The following is a 24,597-nucleotide window of genomic DNA, read 5'->3' as shown; positions in this document are numbered from 1 at the left end:
GGTACTGGGAGGGACCGTGAGCGCTTCTGGCGCGCAGGGAAATAGCGACAATGTCGAGCAGGCTCTGCGCGATGCCGGATGGAGGGTGTGCGCCCCGCACGAGCGCGACCTGACCTCTGATCCGACGGCAGTCCGGACGGCACACCCGGAGCTCGAAGGTCTGCGGGTCTACCTCCTGCATGTCGACCGGGACCTCAGCGGCCTCGTCGTGGCGGGGATCAACGCGGACGACCCCCACGAAATGCTCGCGGAGGCCGACCGGCTCGCCGCCCCGATCGCCGCGCAGCACCAGCGGCGCACCTGGCAGGAGCGCCCCCTCCCATTCCGCTACGGAACCAACGGCCACGCCTGGTCCTTCCTCAACGCCCTCGACGCCGAACACCTCGACGGCACGCCCGCCGCCGACGCTCCCCAGGGCGGGGCCCGCAGCCGCTACGTCTTCGCACCGGCCCAGCCAGCCACCCTCGCCCGCTGGAAGCGCAATGCCGTGCACCACCCTGAGACGCCCTCCCTGCGGGCCCGGCTGCGCAGGCTGCCCGGCGTCCACCTGGATCCGCAGCGGCAGCTGTACGACGCTCAGCGCCGGGCCATCGAGGGCCTGGAGAATTCCCTCGCCGCCGACCGTCCGCGGGCCCTCATCCAGATGGCGACCGGGGCCGGCAAGACGTACACCGTCGTCCAGGCGAGCCATCGGCTACTCAAGCACGCGGGCGCGCATCGCGTGCTGTTCCTCGTGGATCGCTACAACCTGGGTGAGCAGGCGTTCCTGGAGTACCGCAGCTTCCAGCCAGCGGCATCGAAGAAGCCGCTGCACGAGGACTTCCCCCTCAAACACCTGTCGGGCGGAACATCGGGCCTGGCGGACTCCGACAAGATCGTGATCACTACGGTCCAGCGGCTGTGGTGCATGCTGACCGGACAGACGCCACCCGCACCCGACAGCGAGGAGGCGCGAAGCTTCGAGGGTGCTGGGACGGCTGGGCTCGGCAAGCGACCACCCAAAGTTCGCTACTCAGCTGCGCTTCCACCCGACTACTTCGACTTCATCGTCATCGACGAGTGCCACCGCTCGATCTACGGCTCCTGGCGGCCCGTGCTTGAGTACTTCGACGCGCACATCGTGGGCCTGACCGCGACCCCGATCGGACCGACGTTCGCCTTCTTCGAGAACAACCTGGTCAGCCAGTACACGTACGAGGAAGCGGTCGCCGACGAGGTCAACGTCGACTACGACGTCTACCGGATCTCAACCCGGGTCACGCGGGACGGCTCGAAGATCCCAGCCATGACCGAGGCCCAGGCACCAGATGGCACCATCGAGAAGATCAACACCGTCCTGGCTCATGTGGACCGCGTCACGCGTGAGCAGCACTGGTACCAGCAGGACGAGGACGACGAATACACAGCGGCCGAACTCAACGACCGAGTCGAGTCCACCGGCCAGATCCGGGCTGTCGTCGAGACCTTCAGGGACCGACTGTTCACAGAGATCTTCCCGCCCGACATCGATACCGAGACCGGTGAGATCGTGCACCAGCGGAGCGTTGTCCCGAAGACCCTGATCTTCGCGGCGACGAATCGCCACGCGGACGCCATTGTCGCGGAGGTCCGCAAGGCGTGGAACGCGGGCGACAAGTTCTGCCTGAAGATCAACAGTGAGACCACGCAGCCCGTCAAGGTGATCAAAGAATTCCGAAATGCTCCAGAGACCCGGATCGCCGTCACCGTCGACATGATCGCCACTGGCACCGACATCCCCGCCCTGGAGTGCCTGGTCTTCATGCGAGACGTGCGGACCTGGTCGTACTTCGAGCAGATGAAGGGCCGGGGCGCCCGGATCATCAAGCCGGAGGACCTGCGCAGAGTCACCGAGGACGCCCTGTGCAAGGACCGGTTCGTGATCGTCGACACCGTGGGCGTGACCGAGCACGCCATGGTCGACGCACGACCACTCGTACAGGATGACCTGCAGGAGCTGCCCAGCCTGGAGCGCCTGCTCCAGGCGTGTGCGCAAGGGGTTCCGCTGACCATCGGCGATGCCTCCACCCTGGCCGGCCGCCTGAGTCGGCTCGGGCAGCGGCTCGACGAGCAGCAGCTGGCCCGGATAGAGGGCTGTGCGGGCGGCCACAGGCTGACCGAGCTGGTGACAGACCTGGTCCATGCCAGCGATCCGGACCGTCTGGCAAAGGAGCGGGCCAGGGCTGCTGGCGAGAAGGAGATGGTGGAGAACGAGGCGCCGTCAGTGGAAGGGAACGCCCCCACGGCCGCCGACGAGGCGGTCGTCAACGCTGCGCTGGCCGCGGCTCTACGACCGTTCGTCGAACATGAGGCGCTGCGTGAGGCGCTCATCGAAGCGGCACGACGCCGCTGGATCAAGATCGACCACCTCAGTCAGGACGGCGGCGTGATCGCCGAAGGTGTGACGGACGTCATGCGAGCCGAACGGACCGTGAAGGACTGGCGCCAGTACATGGCAGACCAGCAGGACCGGTTCGCCGCCCTGCGCATCGCCTTCAAGGAACGGCGGTCGCTGAGCGAGGTCGAGGCGCGGATCGACGGGCTTCTCAGCAGGGTCAGTCCGCCGCACCAGCGATGGACCGGACAGCAGCTTTGGAAGGCGTACGTCGACCTCGGCATCGCACGGGGGAAACGGCGGCGGAACGCCGGGCTGCCCGAGCTGCTCTCGTTGCTCCGGTATGAGCTGGGACTCGACGGGAACGACTTCCGGCCATACCGGGATACCGTGGACCTTCGCTTCCAGGAGTGGCTCGCGCGTCAGGAGACGGCGGGAGTGGCATTCACGGAAGAGCAGCGCGGCTGGCTGAAGCGCATCGCGAACGTGGTCGCCACCTCTGCAACTGTCTCCGTGGACGCGCTGGAGCAACATGCGCTGTGCCGGGCTGCAGGCGGCTGGAGCAGGTTCAGAGCGGTGTTCGCGGAAGCAACGCGGACACCGGACGAGCTGATCAATGAACTGGATCGGGAACTGGGTGCGTGAGTGTGGAGAGCGGTGAGGGGGGCGCGGGGGCGCCGAACAACACGGAGGAGGAGAAGCTCCCGGAAGGGTGGGCCTGGGCGGCCGTCAGCGAGGTTCTAGTCGGTTCAGACACAGGGAAATCGTTCAAGTGCGACCCCCGACCTGCCGCTCCAGAAGAGTGGGGCATCATCAAGGTCAGCGCCATGACCTGGGGCGAATTCCGGTCCGCCGAGAACAAAGCTCTACTCGACAACACCCTGGTCAACCGGAACTACGAGATCCAGTCGGGCGACATCTTGGTGAGCCGCGCGAACACCGTTGAGCATGTTGGCGCTCCGGTACTCGTCGGGGACGTACGGCCCCGTCTGCTCCTCAGCGATAAAAGCCTCCGGTTCACGCCCGGGTCGCCAGTCGACCGGAACTGGTTCGTGTACTGGCTCAGATCTCCAGCCGTACGCAAAGCGATCGCCGCGAAGGCATCCGGGACCTCGGACTCCATGAGGAATATCTCCCAATCGGACCTCAAGGCGATCGTTCTCCCTATTCCTCCCGCTGCCGAACAGCGTCGCATCGCCGACGCCCTGGACGAGCGACTCGCACGGCTGGACGAGATGGCCCAGCTCATCGCCCGCGCCCGAGCCCACGCCACTACTCTCCGCAAGCAGATCCTTCTCAACGTCATCCCGGAACCAGCTAATTGGCCTGAGGACTGGCGGGCCACGACAGCAGACCAAGCTGGCGCAATCGACCTCGGAAGAGCGCGCCACCCCGACTGGCATGACGGTCCCAAGATGCGCCCTTACCTGCGTGTAGCCAACGTCTTCGAGGACCGCATCGACACCACGACCCTCATGGAGATGGACTTCTCAGAAGGATTCGGTAAGTACCGACTCCTACCAGGAGATATCCTCCTCAACGAAGGACAGAGCCCTCACCTCGTCGGGCGTCCGGCGATGTACAAGGGCATCCCCGAGGGCGTGGCATTCACGAACAGCCTGCTCCGCTTCCGCGCCGATGACAACGTGCTTCCCGGCTGGGCGCTCCTCGTCTTCCGCCGTCATCTGCATGCCGGCCGATTCATGCGGGAGGTGCGCATCACGACCAACATCGCGCATCTGAGTACGTCACGGCTGAAGGCTGTGGAATTCCCGGTGCCCACGCTCGACGAGCAGCGGAGGCTCGTCGCTGAGACCAAAAATCGGTTGGCCCGTGTCGACGCACTGGACCTGCTCCTAGACAGGGCGGAAGCCCACACCGCCGCCCTCCGCCGCGCCCTTCTTGTCGAAGCCTTCGCGGGCCGCCTCGTCCCCCAAGACCCCGATGACGAGCCGGCCGAGGACCTCCTCAAGCGCATTCGGGTCGAGCGCGAGGCCGCAGAGGCAGAGCGGAAGGCGGCCCATCGGGCCGCCGCGCAAGCCAAGCGGAAGAGCCGGAGCTCAGCCAAACAGCCCGCGTCCACGGTTGCACCGCCACCGGCCCCCACCTCCAAGCCCCCCCTCCCCGAGGGCGAACAGTCCACCCTCCCAATGGAGTTCACCGAGTGAAGCCGGAAGCACGTCGTCTCGTCGATCGTCTCTGGAACTACTGCAATGTTCTGCGCGACGACGGCGTATCGAGCCTCGAATACCTGGAGCAGCTCAGCTTCCTGGTGTTCCTCAAGATGGCCGCCGAGAAGGAGGAGGCCAACAAGGACCTCCCCGCATCGCAGCGTCGCCACGTGCTCCCCGACACCGACGAGTGGGAAGGACGTGGCTGGACGCATCTGCTCGATCTCTCCGGCGAGGAACTGGAAGAGACGTACACCCAGCTCCTCACAGACCTCGGCAAGCAGGACGAGGGGGGGAATAGCGCTCTTGGCCTGATCTTCCACCGCGCCCGTAACCGAATCCAGAACGCGACTAACCTCCGCCGCCTCATCGTCGACCTGATCGACAAGGAGCCCTGGCTGGGGTCCAGCAAGGACATCAAGGGCGACGCTTACGAGGCGTTGATCGCCCGTAGTGCGGAAGACACGAAAGCCGGCGCGGGGCAGTACTTCACCCCACGGGTGCTCATCGAGTCCATCGTGCGGTGCATGCGGCCAAACCCGGAGGACACCATCACCGACCCGGCCTGCGGAACCGGTGGCTTCCTGCTTGCCGCGCACGACTACATCGTGAACATGTACGGCGACGAGATGTCCGTCGATGAGTCCGCCCGATTCGACGAGGGCGCGATCTGGGGCACCGAGCTAGTGCCGGCGACCGCACGCCTTGCCGCGATGAACCTGCTCCTTCACGGCATCGGCAGGCCCGATGGCAAGCCCTTGATCCATGTGGAGGACGCGCTGGCCAAACCACCAGCCAAGAAGGCTTCGAAGGTGCTGGCCAATCCGCCCTTCGGCAAGAAGTCCTCGATCGTGATCACCAACGTCGACGGCACGGTGAGCCGCGAGGACATGTCGTACCACCGTCAGGACTTCTGGGAGACCACGACCAACAAGCAGTTCAACTTCGTCCAGCACATCGCGAGCCTGCTCACCGACAACGGCACCGCTGCGGTGATCCTCCCCGACAACGTCCTCTTCGAGGGCGGCCGAGGCGCGACTATCCGCCGTGAGCTACTCAAGCGGTTCAACCTGCACACCATGCTGCGTCTGCCCGCCGGCATTTTCTACGCGGGCAGCGTCAAGGCCAACGTCCTCTTCTTCGACGCCGCCCCGCCCCGTCGCAGTGATGACGAGCCCCCGCACACACAGCAGCTGTGGGTGTACGACCTCAGGACGGGCAACCGCTTCACGCTGAAGCAGAACCCGCTGCTCCCCAAACATCTGGAGGACTTCGAAAAGCGGGTCTTCGGAGTCGGCGAATGCGAGGAGGCCGCCGAGGCGATCGCCCGCCGGAAGCCCGCGGGCCGCCTGCAGGTCTTCGGCGGTGCCGAGCTCGCCGCCACGAAGGACGTCAATCTCGACATCGGCCTGATCGAACCAGACGATAGGGACGCGGCGGAGGCGAAGTCCCTTGCGGAGCTTACCCTCGCACTGTCCGCTGACCTACGCGGTGCGTTGCTCGAACTTGAGCAGCTCGCGGCAGACTTGGACGTAGATCTGTCGCCGCCGGCGTGACGGCCGCGGAGACGAGCCCTGTCCAAGACGATCAGGGCTGGTCTGCTCGCTTTCTCGCTACCACTCGTCGGTGTCGCCGTACTTCCCCGGGTTACGAGCACGGTCCACAGCTTGTGCGCAAGCCTCGGCGAAGGCCACCTCGACGGCCGTCTTGTCCATGCCACGTACCTGAGCCTCGACCTCCTGTCCCGTGCCGGGTCGTCGAGCCGTGCGCCAGGCCGAGGCGCGGTCGGTGTAGCGGTCGGTCTCGAAGTCCCAGGCCGGCATCGACCATTGCTCGGGAAGTCCGGTCGCAATGCGTTCGCCGCCGGGGAGGAACAGAGCGCGAGCGTGGAAGACCACGGCCCGCTCCGGCATGCGGTCGTAAAGGGCGCTCGCGCCGCCAGGGGCCTGGTGTTCCCAGCGCCAGCGGTCCCATGCCTCGACCTCGGCGGGGTGGTCGGGCCAGTCGTCGCTCCACCGTGCGACGACCTCTTCGGCGTGCTCGCAGTGCAGGAAGGGCACGCGCCGCTCTCCGAGGCGGGCCACGTGGACCACCAGCTCGGCGGGGACGGGGCTCTGGCCGACCTCCGGCGCAGCGCTTCCCGCAGCCTGCTCCGTGCCCCACAGAAGGCCGCCAACCTTGGCCGCGGTGTCCTTGAGGACGCGGCTGGTCAGGTGCTGGTAGCGGCGGCGCATCCGGGCGGACTTACCGGGTTCCCAGCCCATGATGGAGTCGACGACCGCATCGGAGACGCCCAGGATCAACAGGACCGTCGCCGCGGTGTGGCGAGCGTCGTGAAGGCGGGCGTCGCGGACGCCGGCGGCCTTCAGCAGCTCCTTCCACTTGTGGTAGTCCGTGTTCGGGTTCAGGGGCTCGCCAATCGGTGAGGTAAACACGTACCCCTTCTCCGTCCACAGGTCGCGGGCCCGAACTCGCTCGCGGGCCTGCACCTCGCGGTGCTGCCGGAGGAGCTGTAGCAGCTCGTCCGGGACACCGATGGGGCGCTGGCCGGCGCGGGACTTGGCGTTCTTCGTCTCGCGGCGGGTGTTGATCTTCTGGGGGCAGAAGCCAGGCTTGCGTCCGCAGCGGTCTCCGCAGCCGTGCTTGTAGCGGGGCCGCAGACGACCACGGCGTACGCGGATGACACCGAGCTCGAAGTCGACGTCGTCCCACTGCATGCCGAGAACCTCCCCCTGCCGCAGGCCCAGGGCGAGCGCGATGACCCAACGAGCGGTGTTGCGGTGCTTAGCGGCCTCGGCGAGCAGGTGCTGGACCTCCTCGACCGTGTACGGCTCGACCTCCTCCTCTTCGACCTTGGGGGCCTTGGCGATGGAGGCCGGGTTCGAGGTGAGGTGCTGGCGGCGCACGGCCTCGTTCAGGGCCGTGCGGATCGTGCGGTGGGCCTGGTGGGCGGTGCCGGCGGCGCTGCCGTTGTCCTGCATCTTCTTGTAGAAGCCCTCCAGGTGCTCAGGGTCGAGCTTCTCCAGACGGTGGGCGCCGAGGCCGGGGATGAGGTGGTGGTAGACCGCCACCCGGTAGCCGTCGATCGTGTTCTCCGTGACGTGCACAGCGGCGATGTTCTCGACCCAGTGGGTGAGCCATGTCTTCACGGTCCATGACTGGCCGACCTTGCGAACGGCGCCCTTGTCGCGCTGCTGTTCCAGCTCGCGCACGACCTTGGTGACCTCGGCGCGAGTCTTGCGGCTGACGTGGCGCCGATCCGGAGTGCCGTCGTCCTTGACGCCGACGGTGACGCGGCCGTGCCAGCGGCCGTCCTTGCCGAGGTAGATGGACGAGGCACCGTTGGGCTGGCGGGACTTCGGTACGGAGGCTCGAGTCACGCGGCGGCCTCGAAGTCGGTCGCCGACAGACGGCGGGCCAGGAAATCGTTCACGGCCTCTGCCGGGATGCGGCGCAAGCTGCCGATCTTGACGGAAGTGATTTCGCCGGAGGAGACGTACTCGTACAGCTTGGTACGGCCGATGCCGATCCGGCGGGCAGCCTCGGTGACGGTCAGGGCGACCAGGGTCGTGTCGCCGGTAAGGCGGCGCTCGGCCATCAGGCTGCGCAGGGCGTCTTCGGGGATGTCCAGAAGCTGGGCTATCTGGGAAATGGGCAGGCTGGGCTGCGGCATGGGAGTACTCCTCCCACCGGCATCGCGGCGTCGCGGGAGCGGCAACTCCCGTCGGCCTGGCCGGTGGCGTCGTTCAGGGATGGATGGGTTGGTGGGCGGTGGAGGCCGCCGTGCGTGAGGTTTCTCGGCGTTCGTAGCGCCGTGGACGAGGCAGCAGCTGGCTATTCGCCAGCGGGGGGCTGCCCCTGGTTTCGCAGGTGCGCCCGGGACGGGTGCAGGTTTCTCTGCAGGGCACGTTCTTCGAGCCGGAGGAGCTCGTCGACCTGCCCTCTCTGCTCGGGCCCCTTGTCCCCGTAGGCGTCGAGTTCCCTCTGGAGCTCGCCCAGTTGCATCTGGTTCTGGTCGATCGCAGCTCGCAGTTGGCGGTACTCCCGCGTCATCTGGACGTACTCGCGGGCGAGCTGGCGGATACGGGGTGTGGCCAGCTCACCTGGCGGTCCGGTCAGGTCCTGCATGGTGATGTCGAAGACCTTGCAGAAGCCGAGCGCCTCGTCGAGGTTGACCCTGCGACGGGGTTTGCCGCTCTCGATGCGCCAGATCGCTGACTGGTTGATCGGATGGCCGGCAGCGGCCATCTCTTCGGCCAGCTTCACGGTGCTCCAACCGCGGACCTCGCGCTCCAGCTTGATGCGTGCGGCGACGTGGTCCTCCGGCACCGGCCGACCAGGGCCGGAGCGCTCCGCGCCTTCCTCACCGCTCATGCGCACCTCCCTTCACACGACAACCGGGTCCATTGGGGCCAGCGTCCACAACTAAACCTCGTTGCGGAATGAAATGCAAGGCGTTGCGTTGCCGAAATTCTCGGCTATGGTCGTAGTCCGCCGTACAGCGGTGGACGGATCCGCACACGAGCGGCCCCGGTGCTACGAACACCGGGGCCGAAGTAGAGGCTCCACCGCACAACCATCCATCCCTGAACGATCGAAACCGGAGGCCGGGGTTGCCGCCCCGTAATGGCCTGCCGCGTGAGGAACTCTATGCCTCAGGGTACGACCCTGCCGACCCAGACGCCATCCCGCTTCGACGATGACCCCACGTCGATGGAGCCGCCCTACAGCGTGGAAGCCGAGTGCGCGGTGCTCGGCGCCTGCATGCTCTACAGCGACGTAATCGACACCGTCCGACCGGTCCTGGGCGATGACGCCTTCTACCGGCCTGCGCACGAAACGATCTGGCGTGCGCTGCTCGCTCTGCACCGAGAGGGCAGGCCGACCGACCCGATCGTCCTGACCGAACTGCTCACGGGCCAGGGGGACCTGAAACGTGTCGGCGGCGCCGTCTACCTGCACGAGCTCGCTCGCATGCTCTACGACGCCGGCAGCGCGGAATACCACGCAGAGATCGTCCGCAAGAAGGCCGACCTACGCCGTCTGCTCGCCTCCGCCGTACGCGCCGTACAACGGGCCCAGGAGCCGGGCGCCGACCCCGAGGCGATACGCAGCGAGATCGAAGCGGAAGTACGCGCCGAACGCGAGCGCGCGCTCGCCTCGGGACAGGGGCGGTTGTCCCGCTTCGCCACTGACGGGTGGTCGTTCGTCAAAGAGAGCGGCGCAGACGCCGAGCCCCTGTGGGGCACCCGCGAGAAGACGGTCTGGGCCCCCGGCGAGAGCCTGATGATCGTCGGCGCCCCTGGTGTCGGCAAGACCACCCTGGCCCACCAGGTGATCTTCGCCCGCCTCGGCTTGCAGGAGACCGTCCTGGAGATGCCCGTCGCCCCCAGCAGGCGCGTGCTCTACCTGGCGATGGACCGTCCCAAGCAGATCGCCAAGGCCATGGCCCGCCGCGTCTTCCCCACCGACGAAAAGATCCTGCGCGAGCGGCTCGTGGTCTGGGAAGGTCCGCTGCCTGCCACGCTCGACAAGGAACCCGACCTCCTGGCCGACCTCGCCGCCGCCCACCAGGCCGACACCATCGTGATCGACAGCCTCAAGGACGCGGTCAGCACGATGGTCGACGACAGCCTCGCGGTCGCCTTCCACAACGCCCGCATGCGCGCCCTGCGCAACGGTGTGGAGATCCTGGAGCTGCACCACCAGCGCAAGGCCACCGCCGACGCGCCGCGCGGGCAGCGCCCCAGCCTGGACCAGGTCTACGGCTCCACCTGGATCACCGCCGGCGCGGGCAGCGTCCTGTTCGTCACCGGCCGGGCAGGCGACCCCGCGGTCACCCTGCACCACCTCAAGACCCCCACCGGTGAAGTCGGCCCTCTGGACGTCACACACGACCATGTGCGCGGCACCACGACCGTCGACCCCACCAAGGACCCCGCTGTCCTGCTGCACAACGCCCCCAACGGGCTGACCGCACGCGACCTGGCGACCGTCCTCATCGGCGGGGGCGACCCCGAACGTGCCGACATCGAGAAGGCGCGACGCCACCTCGGCCGCCTCGTCGACAGCGGTCTGGCCACCAAGGCCGACGGCATCGCAGGAGGGGCCGGAGGCGGCCAGCAGGCCCGCTACTACGCCTCCGCCCGCTACCTCACCGCCGTCGGCTGAACCCTCCACCAGCCCCCCGGCGAAGCGTTCACGCGACCGTACACGCGGACCCTGCGCCCGCACACAGCCATGAACCGCTCACAGCGCACACGCTCACCGCAAAACCGCAGGTAGAGCGATCACACGAGCGTCCACGCCGTACACGCACCCAAGCGATCACGCGCGGGCCCCCTTTTAGAAGGGGGCCCGCGTGTACGCCCCCTCCGTGAACGCCGTGATCGCCTCTCCATCCTCCCTCGGAGTAGCCCCATACATGCCGCCCGCGATAACCGGCACGCTCGCCACCGCTTGGCTCCCCTCCCTCAACAGTCCGCTCCTGCCCGTGGCCGTCTTGGCCATCGCCGCCGGCGGGCTGCTTGCGGGCCTGATCACCCGACGTAGGCAACACCGCCCCCACGATCGAAAGCCCCTCATCTCGGCCGCAGTCGTCACCGCTGCCGTGGCAGCGCTCGTGTGCACCGCCTACAGCGCGGACACCAGCTGGCGGTTCGCCGCCCACTACCTCGACATGCGCAACACCGCCGAACGCACCGCGATGTTCGCCGCCGCCGAACTCGCCCTGTTCTCGATGGCGCTGATGGCCCGCCAAAACCTGCACGGGCCGAAGCAAGAGGCCGGCCTGCCCGGAGTCCTGGTCTGGGTGCTCACCGCCATGCAGACCATCCCCGCCTACGCCGAGTCCGGCCCGGTCGGCGGCACCATGCGGGCCTTCACCGGCCCGGTGATGGCGGCCGTGCTGTGGCATCTGGCCATGGGCATCGAACTGCGCCAGCGCGCCCCCGAAGCCGCATCCCGCGGACTCGCCGCCGTCCTCACACGGCAAGCCCGCGAACGGCTGCTCGCCCGTCTGGGAATCGTCGAGCAGGACCGGGAAGCCGCCCAGATCATCCACGACCGGGCCATGCACCGGGCCGTCGCCCTGGCCGCCCGCCTTGCCGAGATGACACCCGAGCAGCGCACCGGGCGGGCAGGCAGGCGCACTGTGCGCCGCCTGTCCAAAGCCCTCGCTCGCTCGGGCATCGACGCCGACCCGCGCCGCAACGAGCAGCTGCTACGTCAGCTCGCCACCCGCCGCCAAGCAGCCGCCCTGGCCACCGTCGACATGCCCGGGCGCTGGACGACGCCCGCCGAGCAGCCCACCAGCCCGCCCGCAGCACCGTGCGATCACTCCCGGGCGAACGCCGACGGGCGGGCGGAAGGCGACGGGCGGGAGGAAGACCGACCCCGCCCGCACCCATCGGATCCGGGCGACGAGGAACCCCACCCGGGCGCCCGCCCCCGCCCGGAAACAACAGCCAGCCCGCAGGAGGCAGCTCCGCCGTCCTCGGGCAGCGGCTCACCTACCCCACCGGCCAAAAGCTCTACGCCGAATCCGAAGCGCTCGGGCCGCAAGCCCCGCGCCTCCGACGAGATCCTTCGCGACTACGCCCACCGTCTCCATGACGAGCACGGCCGCCTGTCCCGTGACTTCCTGGAACAGGTCGTACGCGAGAACGGATACAGCGTCGCCAGCGACCACGCCGGCGAGATCGTCCGCGCGGTCAAGGCCGAACTGAGCGCCGTCCGCGAAGGCTGACGACCGCCTCGCCCACCCTCCTGCCCCTCACGGAGACCTCGATCGTGACGCACGACCCCCACCGCACCGATCACAACCCCGACGTACTGCTGACTCAGGCCAAGACGCCTAAGCTGCTGGGACGTCTGCGGCGTGCGCTCGGATGGGCGGCCCCTGGCGGAGCCAGTAGTACCCCGAGTCCGACTCAAGGCCGGTCTTCGGGGATCTCCGCCCCAGGGGTGGCGGAGACGGCCCAGCGCCAGGGGGCGCCGGACCAGGAGGCCGGGACCGAGGGCGGCCCCGACTCGGACGAGCTTCACGCCGTCCAGCAGCAGATCCTCCACCCCGCACATGCCGCCGAGCCGACGGCCAGCGAGCGAGCGGTGCAGAGCATCCAGCCAACGATCCGCCGTTTCACCGGCACCAAGCGGACCGTACGCGTCGGCCCGCTGCGCTTCACCGGCGACGAGCACGCCGACCTCCAAGAGACTGCCGCCGAGCACGGCTACAAGGGGGAATCCGGCTTCGCCGCGGACATCGTCCTCGCCTTCGTATCCGGTCGGTTCACCGCGAACCTGCCGCTGTCCGAGGACCGTCGCCGCACCCACATGTTCCGTGCCCAGGTGCTGCGTGAGCTCAACCGCATCGGCGTCAACGTCAACCAGATCGCCCGCGCCCTCAACAACGATGTCACCCCGCCCGGCATCCGCCACCGCCTCGACGAGCTGCACCGCCTGCTGGAGCTGATCGCCGAGGCCCTGCGCGAACCGGCAGACTTCAGGAAGGACCAGGCCGCGTGATCGCCGCCATCAAACAGGCCGGGTCCAACACCCGCGGTCTGCTCGCCTACCTCTACGGCCCCGGCCAGCACGACGAGCACAACGACCCGCACATCGTCGCCGCCTTCGCCATGCTCGGCATGCCCGACCCAGGCCGCGACCAAGACGCCACCCTCACCCAGCTCGCCAACCACCTCGACGAACCCGTTCATCTCCGAAACAGCGAGTTCGGAAGGAAGATCACCGACCACGTCTGGCACTGCCCCGTCCGCACCGCACCCGAGGACCGTCACCTCTCCGACGCCGAATGGGCCGACATCGCCCAACGCATCGTCGAAGCCGCCGGTATCGCCCCGCCCGGAGACGACCTGGCCTGCCGCTGGATCGCCGTACGCCACGCAGACGACCACATCCACATCCTCGCCACCACCGTCCGCGAAGACGGCCGCCGCCCCAAGCTCCACGACAGCGGCATCCGCGTCGGCGACGCCTGCCGCCAGATCGAGAAGGACTACGGCCTGCGCCAGCTGAAGAAGGGCGACCGCACCGCCGAACGCAGGCCCACCCAGGCCGAGATGCACAAGGCCGAACGCCTCGGCTGGGAGCAGACCAGCCGCGCATGGCTCCAGGACCGCATACGCGCAGCCATCCCCCACGCCAGCAGCGCCGAAGAACTCCTCGCCTACCTCCAGGCCGACGGCATCGCGGTCAAACCCCGTCGCGGACCGTCCGGCGACCTCCTCGGCTACGCCGTCGGCCGCCCCGGCGACCTCAACAAGGACGGCGAACAGATCTTCCACCCCGGCGGAAAGATCGCGCCCGACCTCACCCTCCCCAAACTCAAGGCCCGCCTCGAAACCACCGCGCCAGAGGAACACCCCACCGCCCGCCGCAACCGCCCCACCACCCCCTGGCACCAGGCCACCGACGCCCTCGACACCCTTCCCGCCGGCATGGCCGACGACACCCACGTCCAGGCCCGCATCACCGCACTCGGTGAACTCATCGAAGCCACCGCCCAGAAAGCCCCGGCCTACCTCCAGGCAGAACTACGAGCGGCCTCAAAGGCATTCGCCCGCGCCCAGCGCTCCCAGATCCGCGCCGAGAACCAGGCCGCCCACACCCTGCGCAAAGCCGCCCGCGACGTCGCCCACACCGCCACCGGCCCCGACGGCAGCGCCCTGGCTGCCCTGCTCTCCGCCTTCGTCTGGGCCACCACCGTCGCCGCCCGCTGGCACGAGGCGAAGGGCCACGCCCACCAGGTCGAAGCCGCCCGCCAGACCCTCCACCACCTGAAGACCGCAGCCGATGACGCCCTCGCGCCCGTCGTCGACAGCCTCGCCGCCCGTCAGCCGAGCGACCAGGCGCGCCGGACCGTCGCCCACGACGTCCGTACCGCCATCCCCGACCACGCCGACCGCATCCTGACCGACCCCGCCTGGCCGACCCTCGCCACCGTCCTGGCTGATGCCGAGGCCGGCGGTCACAAACCCCACCAGCTGCTCAAAGAGGCCGCCGCCCAGCGCGAACTGACCACCGCCCACCAACCCGCCCGTGTACTGATCACCCGTATTCAGCACACCAGCCGCAATCCTGCTCCCAACCCCCGAGCCGAAGCCGCCCGGCTACGCACCACCACTCGGGCACATGCAGCTGGCCTCGGGACGCACGCGACACAGCCAGCCGCGCCTCCTGTAACGGCGAATCCGATCAACCGTCCACGGATGTAAGGAGACTGGCCCCCTCGCCGAGTCAGCGAGGGGGAGCTGGGGCCACACGCTCAACGGCGGCCGTCGGTGCCTCTGCCGCTCGTGGGCGTTTGTGAAGATCGAGGCCGTTGCCTCCCGCTTGCCTTAATCTCCCGCCGTCACGTCGCTGGAAGTATGGGCTGGTGAGCGATGACGTGTTGGGATACTGGGTGCCGGATCGTCCCGAGGAACTGGCCACGATCTTCGCCAAGGCGGACTTCCCTTGGTGGGTCGCCGGTGGATACGCGATCGAGCTGGCGGTAGGTCGTGAACTACGCCCGCACGGTGATCTCGATGTCATGGTCCTCCGGCGCGACCAGGCCCGCGTACGTGATCTCCTGGCCGACTGGGACCTGTACGTGGCAGACCCGCCCGGCCAGGGGAAGCTGCGACCGTGGATTCCTGGAGAGGCCCTTCAACCGCCGCTCCACGACATCTGGTGCCGCCGGACGCCGGAAACCCCCTGGTCGGTGCAGCTCATGCTGGACGAGGTAGAAGGCACCCAGTGGGTCTCGCGGCGCGCCCCGGAGGTCCGACGCCCGATCGACATGCTCGGGCGGACGAACGAGACGGGTGTCCCGTATCTCGCGCCCGAGGTACAGCTCTTCTACAAGGCGAAGGCGACCAGGGACAAAGACGAGACCGACTTCGAGGCGGCGCTGCCGATCCTGGAAGAGGCGCAGCGCGTCTGGCTGGCGAACGCCATCAAGGCGATCGCGCCGGACCACCCCTGGCTCCGGCGACTCCGGCCGGTCAGCCGAACGTGAGCAGCGGGACGTCATAGAGGTCGGGGTTCCGGGGGCGGGTCATGGTGGGCGACGTGACCTCCACGATCAGGAGTTCGCTGAGGAGCTGGACCTTGGCGCTGAGGAGGTGGCTCGTCGTGCCGTCGGCCGACTGGGCCTTCAGGCCAGCGGAGACGTGGATATGCGGGAGTATCTCGCCGTTGGCCGGGTCGTGGGCGAGGGTTCCGGCGCCGAACGCCTCGACGTTGGTGACGGACGTCTTCGCCCAGACCGGTGCGTCCAGGTCCGCGAGCTTCTCACAGGCGCCCACGATCTCGTCCTCTACGAAGGCGCCGATGAACAAGGGGACGTAGCCCTGGCATACGCCGTTGTCCCGGCAGAAGATGGCCAGCGCCTCGAAGAAGTCCTCCCCGTGGTCGAAAGTGACCCCGAAGGTACGACCGACGTCAGCTCGTGAGCACGCATGTTGGGGTGTGTCCTGACGAGAGGGCCATGAGTGCGCGTCCTCCATTCACCACGGTGGCGGCGACAGTGAGCCGCTGGTCGCTCTCCCCCATCGGCGTACCTCCTCCTCGATGGCATACGCGACCTGCGGCCATGGAGCTCGTAAGTCATCGACGAGTGACCAGTAGCCGTGTGCCGCACGAACCAACGCGCTGACCCCGAGGCGTACCGCCTCAGGGTCAATCATTCCTATGACCCTCCGGGTAACACTCCCGGCCCCGCGCGGTGCGGGGGTGATCCCGCTGCCCAGGAGGAGCGTGGCCGTGCGGATGGAGTCCAGCGTGGTGGGCGGTGCCGCACCGGCGAAGTCTCCGTAGACCAGATCGCGCCAGCGCTGCTGGGTGCGTGCCCAGGCGAGACGTTCCAGTCCGGTTCCCAGATCGACGGCCATGTGGGTCGGGTCATTGGCATTCCACAGCAGGACGATGTCGCCGAGATCGAGCCCGAGGTGGCGGAAGTGCAGTGTGATGCCCGCGACCTCGCGCCGGCGCCAGGGTGTCAAGGTCCCGTGGATGCTCAGGTGGCGGGCGTGGAAGCCGAGTTGGGAGAGGACGGAGAACCAGCCGTCGAGAATCGCGCCGTACTCGTCGAGCCCTCCGACCGGTTGGACGCGGGAGATGTTGACAAAGGAAGTCAGGAAGCCGTCGCAGAGGTCACCGGAGGTATCGCGTTCACCGGTGAAGCGGACGACGGGCTGGGGAAGGAAGCCCCTTCGGTACGTCTGGGGTCTTCCGTCCTTGAGGAGCGGGTCGAGGGCCTGGATCGCCGAGATGGTCAGCTCCGTGTCGCGCCCCCAGCGGAGCGGGAGACAGTCATCGCGTGCAGCGCCGACGTGGGCGAAGGCGGTCTCCACGCTGCGGAGGAACTCCCTCCACGAGGGTGGCCGGCGCGGCGGGCGGTAGGGGGTGTCTCGCCGCTCATGCCGGATGGCGACGTGGGGGCCGTCGATGGTGAACTCCCACTGAGGGTGGGATAACGCCTCACGGAGTACGGAGGGTATCCGCGAGGCCAGCGCGTCTCCGGTCGTACGAGCTGTGCCGGTCAGCACGACCGCGACGCCATCGCCAGGAAGTGCCGGGCGGGGTCGAAGCGGTGTTGGCCGATCTCCTGGACCTGCCGGTGGTCGAGGTTCTCCGCCTGCTCGATGGCGAGTGCGAGCCGCTGGGCCGCGGTCTCGTCGTCCTCGTCCGGGTCGGCCACGGTGATGGCGCCCGTCTGCTCGCAGAGGGCCGCCTCGGCACAGGTGCCCGTACGCCAGGTGAGCGCGGCCATGGGAGTGCCGGCGCGGAGGGCTTCGCCGAAGACGGCGGCGCCGGCTTCCACGTACGTCCGTGCGTACGTGTAGACGAAGACAGACGCCTCGGCGATGGCGGCGGTCTTGGCGGGGCCGCCGAGCTCGCCGGCCCACTTCACGTGGTTGGCGGTGAGGAGGCGCTCGTGGCGACGGACGTACGTCTCGTCGAAGACGGGGCCGACGATCTGGATACGCCGACCGAGGATCTGCGCTGCGCGGGCGGCGATGTGTGGCGCCTTGTCCTCGTCGATCCGGCCGAGCCAGACGAGGTCACGTCCGGCGGCCGCCGGCGGTTCCTCCTCATCGAGGCCGAGGTGTACGGCCAGCTCGGGGATCGGCCGGTGGTCCGCGTACCGCTCGATCATCTCGGGCGAGTAGCAGTACAGCCGGGAGTGTCTGCCGTCGAAGGTGGTGGGGGTGTGCTGGAAGGCCGGGGAGTGCTGGAAGGTGGCGACGTCGCAGTCCAGCGCGTTCCAGGTGCGGGTCCAGGCGGGCAGCGAGGGGTACTCGTGCCCGACGATCAGGAGGTCGTACTTGGTGTCGCGGACGTCGCGCTCGGCGAGCGATCCGGGGGTGATGTCCTCCAGGCGGACCGGCTTGCGGACCCAGTCGTTCTCCAGGTCCGTGAGCCAGCCCGGCCCGAGGAGGTGTACGTCGGCGCCTGCGGCCCGGGCGCCTACGGCGACCGCCCACAGCCATCGTTCGATCCCGCCGTAGCCGGCGGGCGGAAAGGCGTAGCTACCAGGGAAATCGCAGACGCCGACGAGCACGCTATGCCTCCGGTGTTCCGTCCGCCTTGATCCGGCGGAAGCCGAGGTACGGGAAGAGGGATTCGGGCAGGACGAGCGAGCCGTCCTCCTGCTGGCACTGTTCGAGGAGCGCGGCCAGCGTGCGTCCGACGGGCAGGCCGGAGCCGTTGAGGGTGGCGACGAGCTTGGGCTTGCCGTCCTCGCCTCGGGTCCGGATGTTGGCGCGGCGGGCCTGGAAGGTGCCGAAGTTGGAGACCGAGGAGATCTCCCGGTACGTGTTCTGGCTCGGGATCCAGACCTCGATGTCGTACGTGAGCTGGGCGGAGAAGCCGGTGTCACCGGCGGGCAGCTTGATGACCCGGTAGGCGAGGCCGAGTTCCTTCAGGCATGCCTCGGCGTGACCGACCATCGTCTCCAGCTCGGCGTCCGCCGTCTCCGGGTCGACGATCTTGACCATCTCGACCTTGGCGAACTGGTGCTGGCGGATCAGACCGCGGGTGTCCCGGCCGTAGGAGCCGGCCTCGGAGCGGAAGCACGGGGTGTGGGCGGTCATGGCCAGCGGCAGCTCTGCCGGCGGGATGATCTCGTCGGCGTAGAGGTTGGTCAGCGGGACCTCAGCCGTCGGGATCAGGAAGAGCTCGCGGTCGGCGACGCCGGTCTTGAACAGGTCCTCCTCGAACTTCGGGAGCTGGCCGGTACCGGTCATCGTCTTGCGGGTGACCAGGTAGGGGACCGCGTACTCGGTGTACCCATGTCGGCGGGTGTGGATGTCGAGGAAGAGCGTGGCCAGCGCCCGCTCCAGGGCGGCGCCGGCGCCTCGGGAGACCGCGAAGCGTGGCCCCGACAGCTTCGTCGCCCTGCCGAAGTCGAGGATGCCGGTGGCCTCGCCGAGGTCGACGTGGTCCTTCGGCTCGAAGGTGAACGCGGGGGGCGTACCGACGCGCCGTACCTCGATGGCGAACTCCTCGGAGTCGCCGTCCGGGGCGGAGTCGTCCGGCAGGTTCGGGATGCTCAGGAGCAGGTCACGGAGCTGGGCCTCGATCACCTCCTGCCCAGCCTCGATGTCGCGGATCTGGTCCTTCAGCTCGCGGGCGCGCTCCTTCAGCTTGCCGATGTCCCCGCCCTGCTTCGCGGTCTGCTGGACCTCGCTCGCCACCCGCTTGGACTCCGCCCGCAGCTCGTCGGCAGAGCGGATGTTCTGGTTGCGCCGGGACTGAAGGGACTCCAGCTCGGGCAGGTCCAGGGAGTAGCCGCGACGAGCGAGCCGACGAACAGCTTCGGCACCCATTTCGATCAGGGCGCGGGCGTCATGCATGAGGAAGATCCTTTTTATCCAGCGAATGGGATGGGGATACCGAATTGACGGTAGCAACCGCCGCCCCCTCGCTGATCCGGAATATGGCCGTGCCACCGGCGCCGCTGATCTTTTCGCACATGCCCGAATCAAGATCATCCAGGAGGGTGGTGATCAGAACGGGCAGCTCATCGTCGGGAATGGCGATCGGTTCGACGTACGGGGCCTCGGGAAGGAACAGCGGCATGGGCTCGCCCTCGGCGCGCTCGCGGTACCAGAGGAGGACGGAGACCATCAGGCCGTGGCCGACGAGCACCCTGGGACCGGGGTGCTCACAGGCGGAGAGCAACCCGGTGAGCATCCGCCGGATGCCCTCGCGCTGGGACTCGGACGCGTCGGGCGGACGCTCGTCGGCTCCGTGAGCGTCGAGCCAGACGGCATAGTCGAGGAAAGGGCCGCCCTCGAATTGCCCGTAGTCGAGTTCGTTGAGCCGCGCGTCGACGACGAGCCCGGCGGACGGAACGCCCATCAACAGCGAGGTGGTCTGCAGGGCCTGGGGGAATTCACTGGTCAGCCAGGTGGCCACGGAGTGCAGGGGGAGCGTGGTCCAGGCGTGACTCAGGGACTGCCGGCCTTCCTCGGCGAGGTGGATGCCCTTCTCCGGGTCGCCGTTGACGAGGTAGCGCTTGCTGTAGTTCGTCTGGCCGTGGCGAAGGATGTACGTCGTCATCGGTCCCGCCCCGTCCCGAACGTCGCCGTCCCGACTGCCATCAGAGAGGACAACACCGCCGCGATCTTCGGCCTCGTGGGGTCGCCGATCTCCGTGTAGTAGAGAAGCCCGTCGAGCGCGAGCGCCCTGCACCAGGGCGTGATCTCCGGTACGGGGATTCGGGAGATCCGGGCGGCCGTGGCGAGCCGATCGGCCATCCCTTGTTCGAGGTCGTAGTAGACGCTCCAGAAGGCCCAGTCGAAGACCGCGTCACCCTCCACAGGGTGGGGATCGATCAAATGAGGGCGCTGATCCACGTCAAAGATCACGTTCTCCGTGTACAGGTCGGCATGCAGGACCGTCGTCCGGATGGGGACTTCGCGCAGGCCGGCGAGCTCGTGGCATACCTGCCTCGCGATTCCTCCGTGGGAGCCGAGGTCGAGGACGCGCATCCGTCGGTGGACGCGCGGTAGGACGACCTCGTGAAGGAAGTCATCCAGGCTGGGCACGCCCGGTCCGGGCGTACGCCGCCCGAGCGTGTGAAGCCTGTGGATCGCGGCGGCCACCGCCTGCGTCTCGCGTACGGGACGGACATCGCCCCCGGGCTGCCCGCCGACAAGCTCAAGGGCAGCCACCGACAGGTCATCCCCGGCGTGGACAACGTTCGCGGTCGGGCCGTCGGCCCACACCCGCAAGGCGGCCGTCTCGTGGCGGTAGCGGGTGGGCTCCACCCACGCCTTCAGCACCAAGCGGCTCCGATCAGGGGCCACGGCGAGCGCGACCGCCGAAGCGTGTCCCGCGTCGTGGTAGCTCCTCAGCGAAAGGTTCCACCGCCTGGCCGCCTCGGCCAGGCGGCCTGGGGCAGTGTCCAGCCACTCCTCGACCGAAGGGCCGTAGTGCGCGAGCAACCGCTCCCGACACCCCGACGGCACATCTCCGAGCGTGCGCCCGGCCATCAGCTCAGCACGATCCCGTCGGAGACCAACTCGTCCGTGAGGGCGGGGAATCCCTCCAGGGTCTCAGCGACGAGGGCCTGGACCTTGTCGGTCTCGACGTCCGGAGAGGAGAGCCGGATCAGGATGCGCCATGGCTGGTCGAGACGCTTGCCGGTGGTACTGACCAGGTGGACCTCGGCGTGGCCGTCAGTGGCCTCGTGCAGCCGCTGGGCCAGGCGCTGGGCGGCGATGTTGTAGAGCTTGCCGACGTGGTAGACGGGGTTCTTGCCATTGGCGCCCTCCAGGTTCATCGGCCGCAGGGGCGTGATGAGCCCGTTGACGCGGTTGCCGCGACCGACGACGCCCTCGTCTCCGGACTCGATCGAGCTGCCGGTGTACGTGAGGTACAGCTCGTCCTTCTCCGGGACGTCGCGGGCGTTGAGCCGGAAGCGGGCGTCGGCGCCGGGAAGCCTGAGGCCGGCGAGCCGGTAACACTCGGCGAGGACGCTCTCGGCGTTCCGGACGTACTCGGCGCGGCTGCCGACGTGGCACGACTTCTGCGGCACGCACAGGACGACATCGGCCTGGTCACCGTCCCAGTAGCCCATGAGCTTGACGTCCGAGCCGCACCAGGCGTGGGAGAGCGTGAACTCGCTCTCACCGGAGAAGTGGTTCACCAGTTCGCGGACGAACGACTCGAAGGTGTTCTCTGGAGCCCATCCGGTCCCGAGCGAGGTGTCGTTCGACAGCCGGACCCGCCGCTCGCGCAGGTCGTCAATGGAGCGGGGGTTGAACCAGCGGGTGCGGTCCGGGACCTCGTCGCCGGTGAGGACGGCGCCGGGGCTGGAATTGCTGGTGATGTTGAACGTGATGTCGAGATGGTCCGAGACCTCGCGAAGCCTCTCGGCGAAGAATGCGCGGACCTCGGCCTCGACGATCTCCTCGACGGGGATCTTCTCGCCCCCGCACATGGGCGCGGCCCGCCCGTTGACCAGGACGCGGACCGGGGCCGTGATCCGGCCGGCTCCGTATCGGACCTCGCTGGCTCCGCCGAGGAGGGCGAGCTTGTCGAAGTTGTGGTGCAGCACGGCGCCGAAATGCTGGACGGTGTAGTGGCTGTACGCGCGGGACAGCCGCTCGGCGAGGTGATCGGCCAGGGTGTCCGGGTGGCCGAGGCCCTTGCGCTCCACGATGGTCGTCGCGTCCGGCGTGGCCGAGCCGGTGTCGATGACGAGGTGGCTGTGGTTGATGGTCGTGCTCGTACGAGGCATCACGAACTCCCGTTCACCGGGGGACAGGACAGGGACGAGCGCTACTGAGACTTGCGGAGATGGCAACTATCCGGGCCCTACGAGTCCCATTCGAGGGCTCTGACAGGACATCAAAAGGACTTCCAAAGGGCGTTGTTGACTTCTCGTGGATGATTTTGCGCCGCGATGGGGACACCACGTGTCACTCTCAGACGAGAGTTCGTCCCGGAGGAGATTCATGTCCCGTCCCGCAGGCAACACCCGACTCAAGTCCGCTCGCCTGGCTGCCGGATACAACTCGCAACAGGCCCTGGCCGACGCCATCACCAAGGCAGCACCCAAGTTGGGCATCAGGGGGCTCGCTGTCGGCGTCCGCCAGATCCGGCGTTGGGAGTCCGCCACACCGCCCTGGCCACAGCCTGACGTCCACCGAGTCCTGACCCACCTCCTGGGTCAGAGCATGGAGGACTTGGGATTCACCCCGCCCTGGGGAACCGAGAGCCGCCCTGCCGGCTCGACGGTCCGCAGCACCCCTCGTACCCCCCTGACGGGTGCACGGCTAGCCAGCGTCCCCGCGCAGACGGGCATCACAAGGCAGCCGGTCACGGTGGGCAGGGACTTCGAGGCCGTCACCCGTTCCCATCGGCACCTCTACTGGTCCGTGGCCCCGGCCGTACTTCACCCCGCAATTTTGGAGCACGCCCGTCTGGGATGCGCTCTCCTGCCCGAGACGCCGAACCCTGCTCGTCAGACCCTCGCCGGCGCACTCGCCGAGTCCTATCTTCTGGCCGGCCGCATCGAGTTCTTCGACCTACGCCAGTCCGAGCAATCCTCGGAAACCCTCTTGCGTGCCCTGCAGGCGGCGGGTGAAGCGGACGATCCTCTTCTCGGATCGGCCATCCTCGCGCACATGGCCTTCGCCCCCGGCTGGGCCAATGACCGCGAAACGGCGATCGAGCGCATGGTGGCGGCCCGCACCTACGCTCGACGTGGAGACGCCTCCGCGGAGCTCTGGGCATGGCTGGACGCGGTGGAGGCGGAATGCGAGACCCGATGCGGCGACCCTCGTGCGGCGCTCCGCCTGATCCATCACGCCGAGGACGTCCTTTCCTCGGGTTCGGAGCACCCCACTCCTGACTGGCTGGACTGGTTCAGCCGGGTGCGCCTGTCCGCGTTCAAGGGGAACACGCAGCTGAAGGCCGGCCACCTGCCGCAGGCCCGCCAGACCCTTCAGGAGGTTCTCGACGACCTGCCACCCGAGTCGGACAAGCAGCGCACGGTCATCCTCGGTGATCTCGCCGCGGTCGAGGCCGCGGACAACCACCCGGAGGCGGCATGCCAGTACGCCGTCCAAGCCCTCGACCAGCTCGCCATCACCTGGTACGCGACGGGCATGGAGCGGATCCGCGAAGTCCGACGCACGCTCGCCCCATGGCAGAACGAGCAGTGCGTCCGAGACCTCGACGATCGTCTCTACGACTGGGGTACGACCGTCAGCGCTCTCCAGCGTTGAACTTGGCGATCTTCTCAGGCAGCTCCGCGAGCGAGTCGATGCGCATCGTGGTGATCGAGTCCGCATCCGGGTCACGCTGCTGAATCGTGCCCCATGGCCCACGCCGAATCAGAGCTGTCAGAAGCCCCGCACGCACGGCCGGGCGAATGTCGTTGTCGAGCCGGTCGCCGACGTACAGGATCTCGCCCGCCTCGGCAGGCGCCGCCTCGATGACGTGGTCGAAGAACTTCACGTCCGGCTTCGACGCCCCCCAGTCATCACTGGTAGCGATCAGGTCGGACGGAAGGTCCAGCCCGCGCAGTAGGCCACCGGCCCGCACGGTCTGGTTTCCCGCGATGCCCACCCACAGGCCGGCCTCCCGCAGCGTGGCCAGCGTGGGGCGCACGTCGGAGTAGAGGTCATCCTCGCCGAACCACTCCGGCTTCCCGGCCGCCGCGCGCTTCTCGCGCTCCTCGGTCAGATCGAACCCCGGCCGGAACTCCTGAAACGTCTCGCGATAGTCACGCCCCTGCGCGATGACCGCCCCGAACATCGCCGCGAAGGTATGACGCGGCACCCCCAGCCAGTCCGCCCAGGTCCCGTACTCCCGGGTCTCGTCGACAAGACACTCACCCACGTCGAACACCACCGCACGAATCATGCTCCGCAGGTTAAAGGGTGCGGCGTGGGGAGAGGGCAGCCCCTTCAGACCGCGGCTGAATACCCACCCCGTCTCTGACCTGATCATGCGAGACAACTGGTGGCTTCGCCGCCCCTGCGGCAAGCGGAAGCGGGAACCTCACCCCTCCGCTTGTGTGCGGCTTGGCGAGCCCGGTACGACAGTCAC

The 24,597-nt window shown here is 68.2% G+C and carries 20 protein-coding genes; 9 read left to right on the top strand and 11 right to left on the bottom strand.

The genetic code is table 11. The features are described 5' to 3' along the window. The first annotated feature begins 16 nt into the window (after positions 1-16). From ABZ898_RS13490 to ABZ898_RS13480, 3 genes are read left to right on the top strand one after another with little or no spacing between them, the layout of a single operon-like run. The gene (locus tag ABZ898_RS13490; protein WP_361656912.1) at positions 17-2,998 is read left to right on the top strand and encodes a DEAD/DEAH box helicase family protein; all 2,982 of its coding nucleotides are present in this window, start codon (positions 17-19) and stop codon (positions 2,996-2,998) included. After that, a complete protein-coding gene (locus ABZ898_RS13485; RefSeq protein WP_361656909.1) occupies positions 2,995-4,521 on the top strand; it encodes a restriction endonuclease subunit S in 1,527 nt (508 codons plus the stop codon). The genes ABZ898_RS13490 and ABZ898_RS13485 overlap by 4 nt, the downstream gene beginning before the upstream one ends. Beyond that, positions 4,518-6,080, top strand: a complete 1,563-nt coding sequence (locus tag ABZ898_RS13480) for a class I SAM-dependent DNA methyltransferase (RefSeq protein ID WP_361656906.1) — start codon at positions 4,518-4,520, stop codon at positions 6,078-6,080. Before ABZ898_RS13485 ends, ABZ898_RS13480 begins: the two co-directional genes overlap by 4 nt. Positions 6,081-6,137: 57 nt before the next feature. On the opposite strand, the gene ABZ898_RS13475 is transcribed toward ABZ898_RS13480, so the two are convergent. The 3 genes from ABZ898_RS13475 to ABZ898_RS13465 form a co-directional block, all read right to left on the bottom strand. Then, positions 6,138-7,904, bottom strand: coding sequence for a tyrosine-type recombinase/integrase (locus ABZ898_RS13475; RefSeq protein WP_361656903.1), 1,767 nt, complete (start codon positions 7,902-7,904; stop codon positions 6,138-6,140). Beyond that, the gene (locus ABZ898_RS13470) at positions 7,901-8,197 is read right to left on the bottom strand and encodes a helix-turn-helix domain-containing protein (protein WP_361656900.1); all 297 of its coding nucleotides are present in this window, start codon (positions 8,195-8,197) and stop codon (positions 7,901-7,903) included. Before ABZ898_RS13470 ends, ABZ898_RS13475 begins: the two co-directional genes overlap by 4 nt. A gap of 161 nt (positions 8,198-8,358) precedes the next feature. Next, positions 8,359-8,898, bottom strand: coding sequence for a helix-turn-helix transcriptional regulator (locus tag ABZ898_RS13465; protein ID WP_361656897.1), 540 nt, complete (start codon positions 8,896-8,898; stop codon positions 8,359-8,361). A gap of 276 nt (positions 8,899-9,174) precedes the next feature. Between ABZ898_RS13465 and ABZ898_RS13460 the strand changes: the two genes are divergently transcribed. The 5 genes from ABZ898_RS13460 to ABZ898_RS13440 all read left to right on the top strand — a co-directional run bounded on the left by ABZ898_RS13460 (position 9,175) and on the right by ABZ898_RS13440 (position 15,544). After that, positions 9,175-10,695, top strand: coding sequence for a DnaB-like helicase N-terminal domain-containing protein (locus ABZ898_RS13460; RefSeq protein ID WP_361656895.1), 1,521 nt, complete (start codon positions 9,175-9,177; stop codon positions 10,693-10,695). Positions 10,696-11,134: 439 nt separating this feature from the next. Next, positions 11,135-12,271 carry a hypothetical protein gene (locus ABZ898_RS13455; protein WP_361656893.1) on the top strand — a complete coding sequence of 379 codons (1,137 nt, stop codon included), beginning with the start codon at positions 11,135-11,137 and terminating at the stop codon, positions 12,269-12,271. A gap of 218 nt (positions 12,272-12,489) precedes the next feature. Further along, entirely contained in the window at positions 12,490-13,050 is a 561-nt protein-coding gene (gene mobC, locus ABZ898_RS13450) for a plasmid mobilization relaxosome protein MobC (protein ID WP_361656891.1), read from the top strand. Beyond that, a complete protein-coding gene (locus ABZ898_RS13445) occupies positions 13,047-14,759 on the top strand; it encodes a relaxase/mobilization nuclease domain-containing protein (protein WP_361656888.1) in 1,713 nt (570 codons plus the stop codon). Before mobC ends, ABZ898_RS13445 begins: the two co-directional genes overlap by 4 nt. Positions 14,760-14,920: 161 nt before the next feature. Further along, positions 14,921-15,544, top strand: coding sequence for an amino acid transporter (locus tag ABZ898_RS13440; RefSeq protein ID WP_361656886.1), 624 nt, complete (start codon positions 14,921-14,923; stop codon positions 15,542-15,544). Here the strand turns inward: ABZ898_RS13440 and ABZ898_RS13435 are convergent. The 7 genes from ABZ898_RS13435 to ABZ898_RS13405 all read right to left on the bottom strand — a co-directional run bounded on the left by ABZ898_RS13435 (position 15,531) and on the right by ABZ898_RS13405 (position 22,279). After that, on the bottom strand, positions 15,531-16,034 hold the full coding sequence (locus tag ABZ898_RS13435) for a DUF296 domain-containing protein (protein ID WP_361656883.1): 504 nt from the start codon (positions 16,032-16,034) through the stop codon (positions 15,531-15,533). The two genes, ABZ898_RS13440 and ABZ898_RS13435, sit on opposite strands and share 14 nt — an antisense overlap. Continuing rightward, complete coding sequence (locus ABZ898_RS13430) at positions 16,035-16,880, bottom strand: hypothetical protein (RefSeq protein ID WP_361656880.1); 846 nt, start codon at positions 16,878-16,880, stop codon at positions 16,035-16,037. 188 nt (positions 16,881-17,068) lie between these two features. Next, positions 17,069-18,091, bottom strand: a complete 1,023-nt coding sequence (locus tag ABZ898_RS13425; RefSeq protein WP_361656877.1) for a glycosyltransferase — start codon at positions 18,089-18,091, stop codon at positions 17,069-17,071. A gap of 1 nt (position 18,092) precedes the next feature. Beyond that, complete coding sequence (serS, locus tag ABZ898_RS13420) at positions 18,093-19,385, bottom strand: serine--tRNA ligase (RefSeq protein WP_361656875.1); 1,293 nt, start codon at positions 19,383-19,385, stop codon at positions 18,093-18,095. Continuing rightward, positions 19,378-20,094, bottom strand: a complete 717-nt coding sequence (locus tag ABZ898_RS13415; RefSeq protein ID WP_361656872.1) for a histidine phosphatase family protein — start codon at positions 20,092-20,094, stop codon at positions 19,378-19,380. The genes serS and ABZ898_RS13415 overlap by 8 nt, the downstream gene beginning before the upstream one ends. Further along, complete coding sequence (locus tag ABZ898_RS13410; RefSeq protein ID WP_361656869.1) at positions 20,091-21,029, bottom strand: aminoglycoside phosphotransferase family protein; 939 nt, start codon at positions 21,027-21,029, stop codon at positions 20,091-20,093. The genes ABZ898_RS13415 and ABZ898_RS13410 overlap by 4 nt, the downstream gene beginning before the upstream one ends. Then, positions 21,029-22,279 carry a methionine adenosyltransferase gene (locus tag ABZ898_RS13405; protein ID WP_361656866.1) on the bottom strand — a complete coding sequence of 417 codons (1,251 nt, stop codon included), beginning with the start codon at positions 22,277-22,279 and terminating at the stop codon, positions 21,029-21,031. The genes ABZ898_RS13410 and ABZ898_RS13405 overlap by 1 nt, the downstream gene beginning before the upstream one ends. A gap of 217 nt (positions 22,280-22,496) precedes the next feature. Between ABZ898_RS13405 and ABZ898_RS13400 the strand changes: the two genes are divergently transcribed. Then, positions 22,497-23,771: a transcriptional regulator gene (locus tag ABZ898_RS13400; RefSeq protein ID WP_361656863.1), complete on the top strand. Its 1,275-nt coding sequence runs from the start codon at positions 22,497-22,499 to the stop codon at positions 23,769-23,771. On the opposite strand, the gene ABZ898_RS13395 is transcribed toward ABZ898_RS13400, so the two are convergent. Then, the gene (locus tag ABZ898_RS13395) at positions 23,752-24,411 is read right to left on the bottom strand and encodes an HAD family hydrolase (protein ID WP_130337633.1); all 660 of its coding nucleotides are present in this window, start codon (positions 24,409-24,411) and stop codon (positions 23,752-23,754) included. The two genes, ABZ898_RS13400 and ABZ898_RS13395, sit on opposite strands and share 20 nt — an antisense overlap. Positions 24,412-24,597 lie beyond the last annotated feature (186 nt).

Source organism: Streptomyces sp. NPDC046860 (genome assembly GCF_040645115.1).
Classification (GTDB): domain Bacteria; phylum Actinomycetota; class Actinomycetes; order Streptomycetales; family Streptomycetaceae; genus Streptomyces.
Note: the sequence above shows the minus strand (reverse complement) of the source record. Positions and strands in the feature narration are given on the sequence as shown.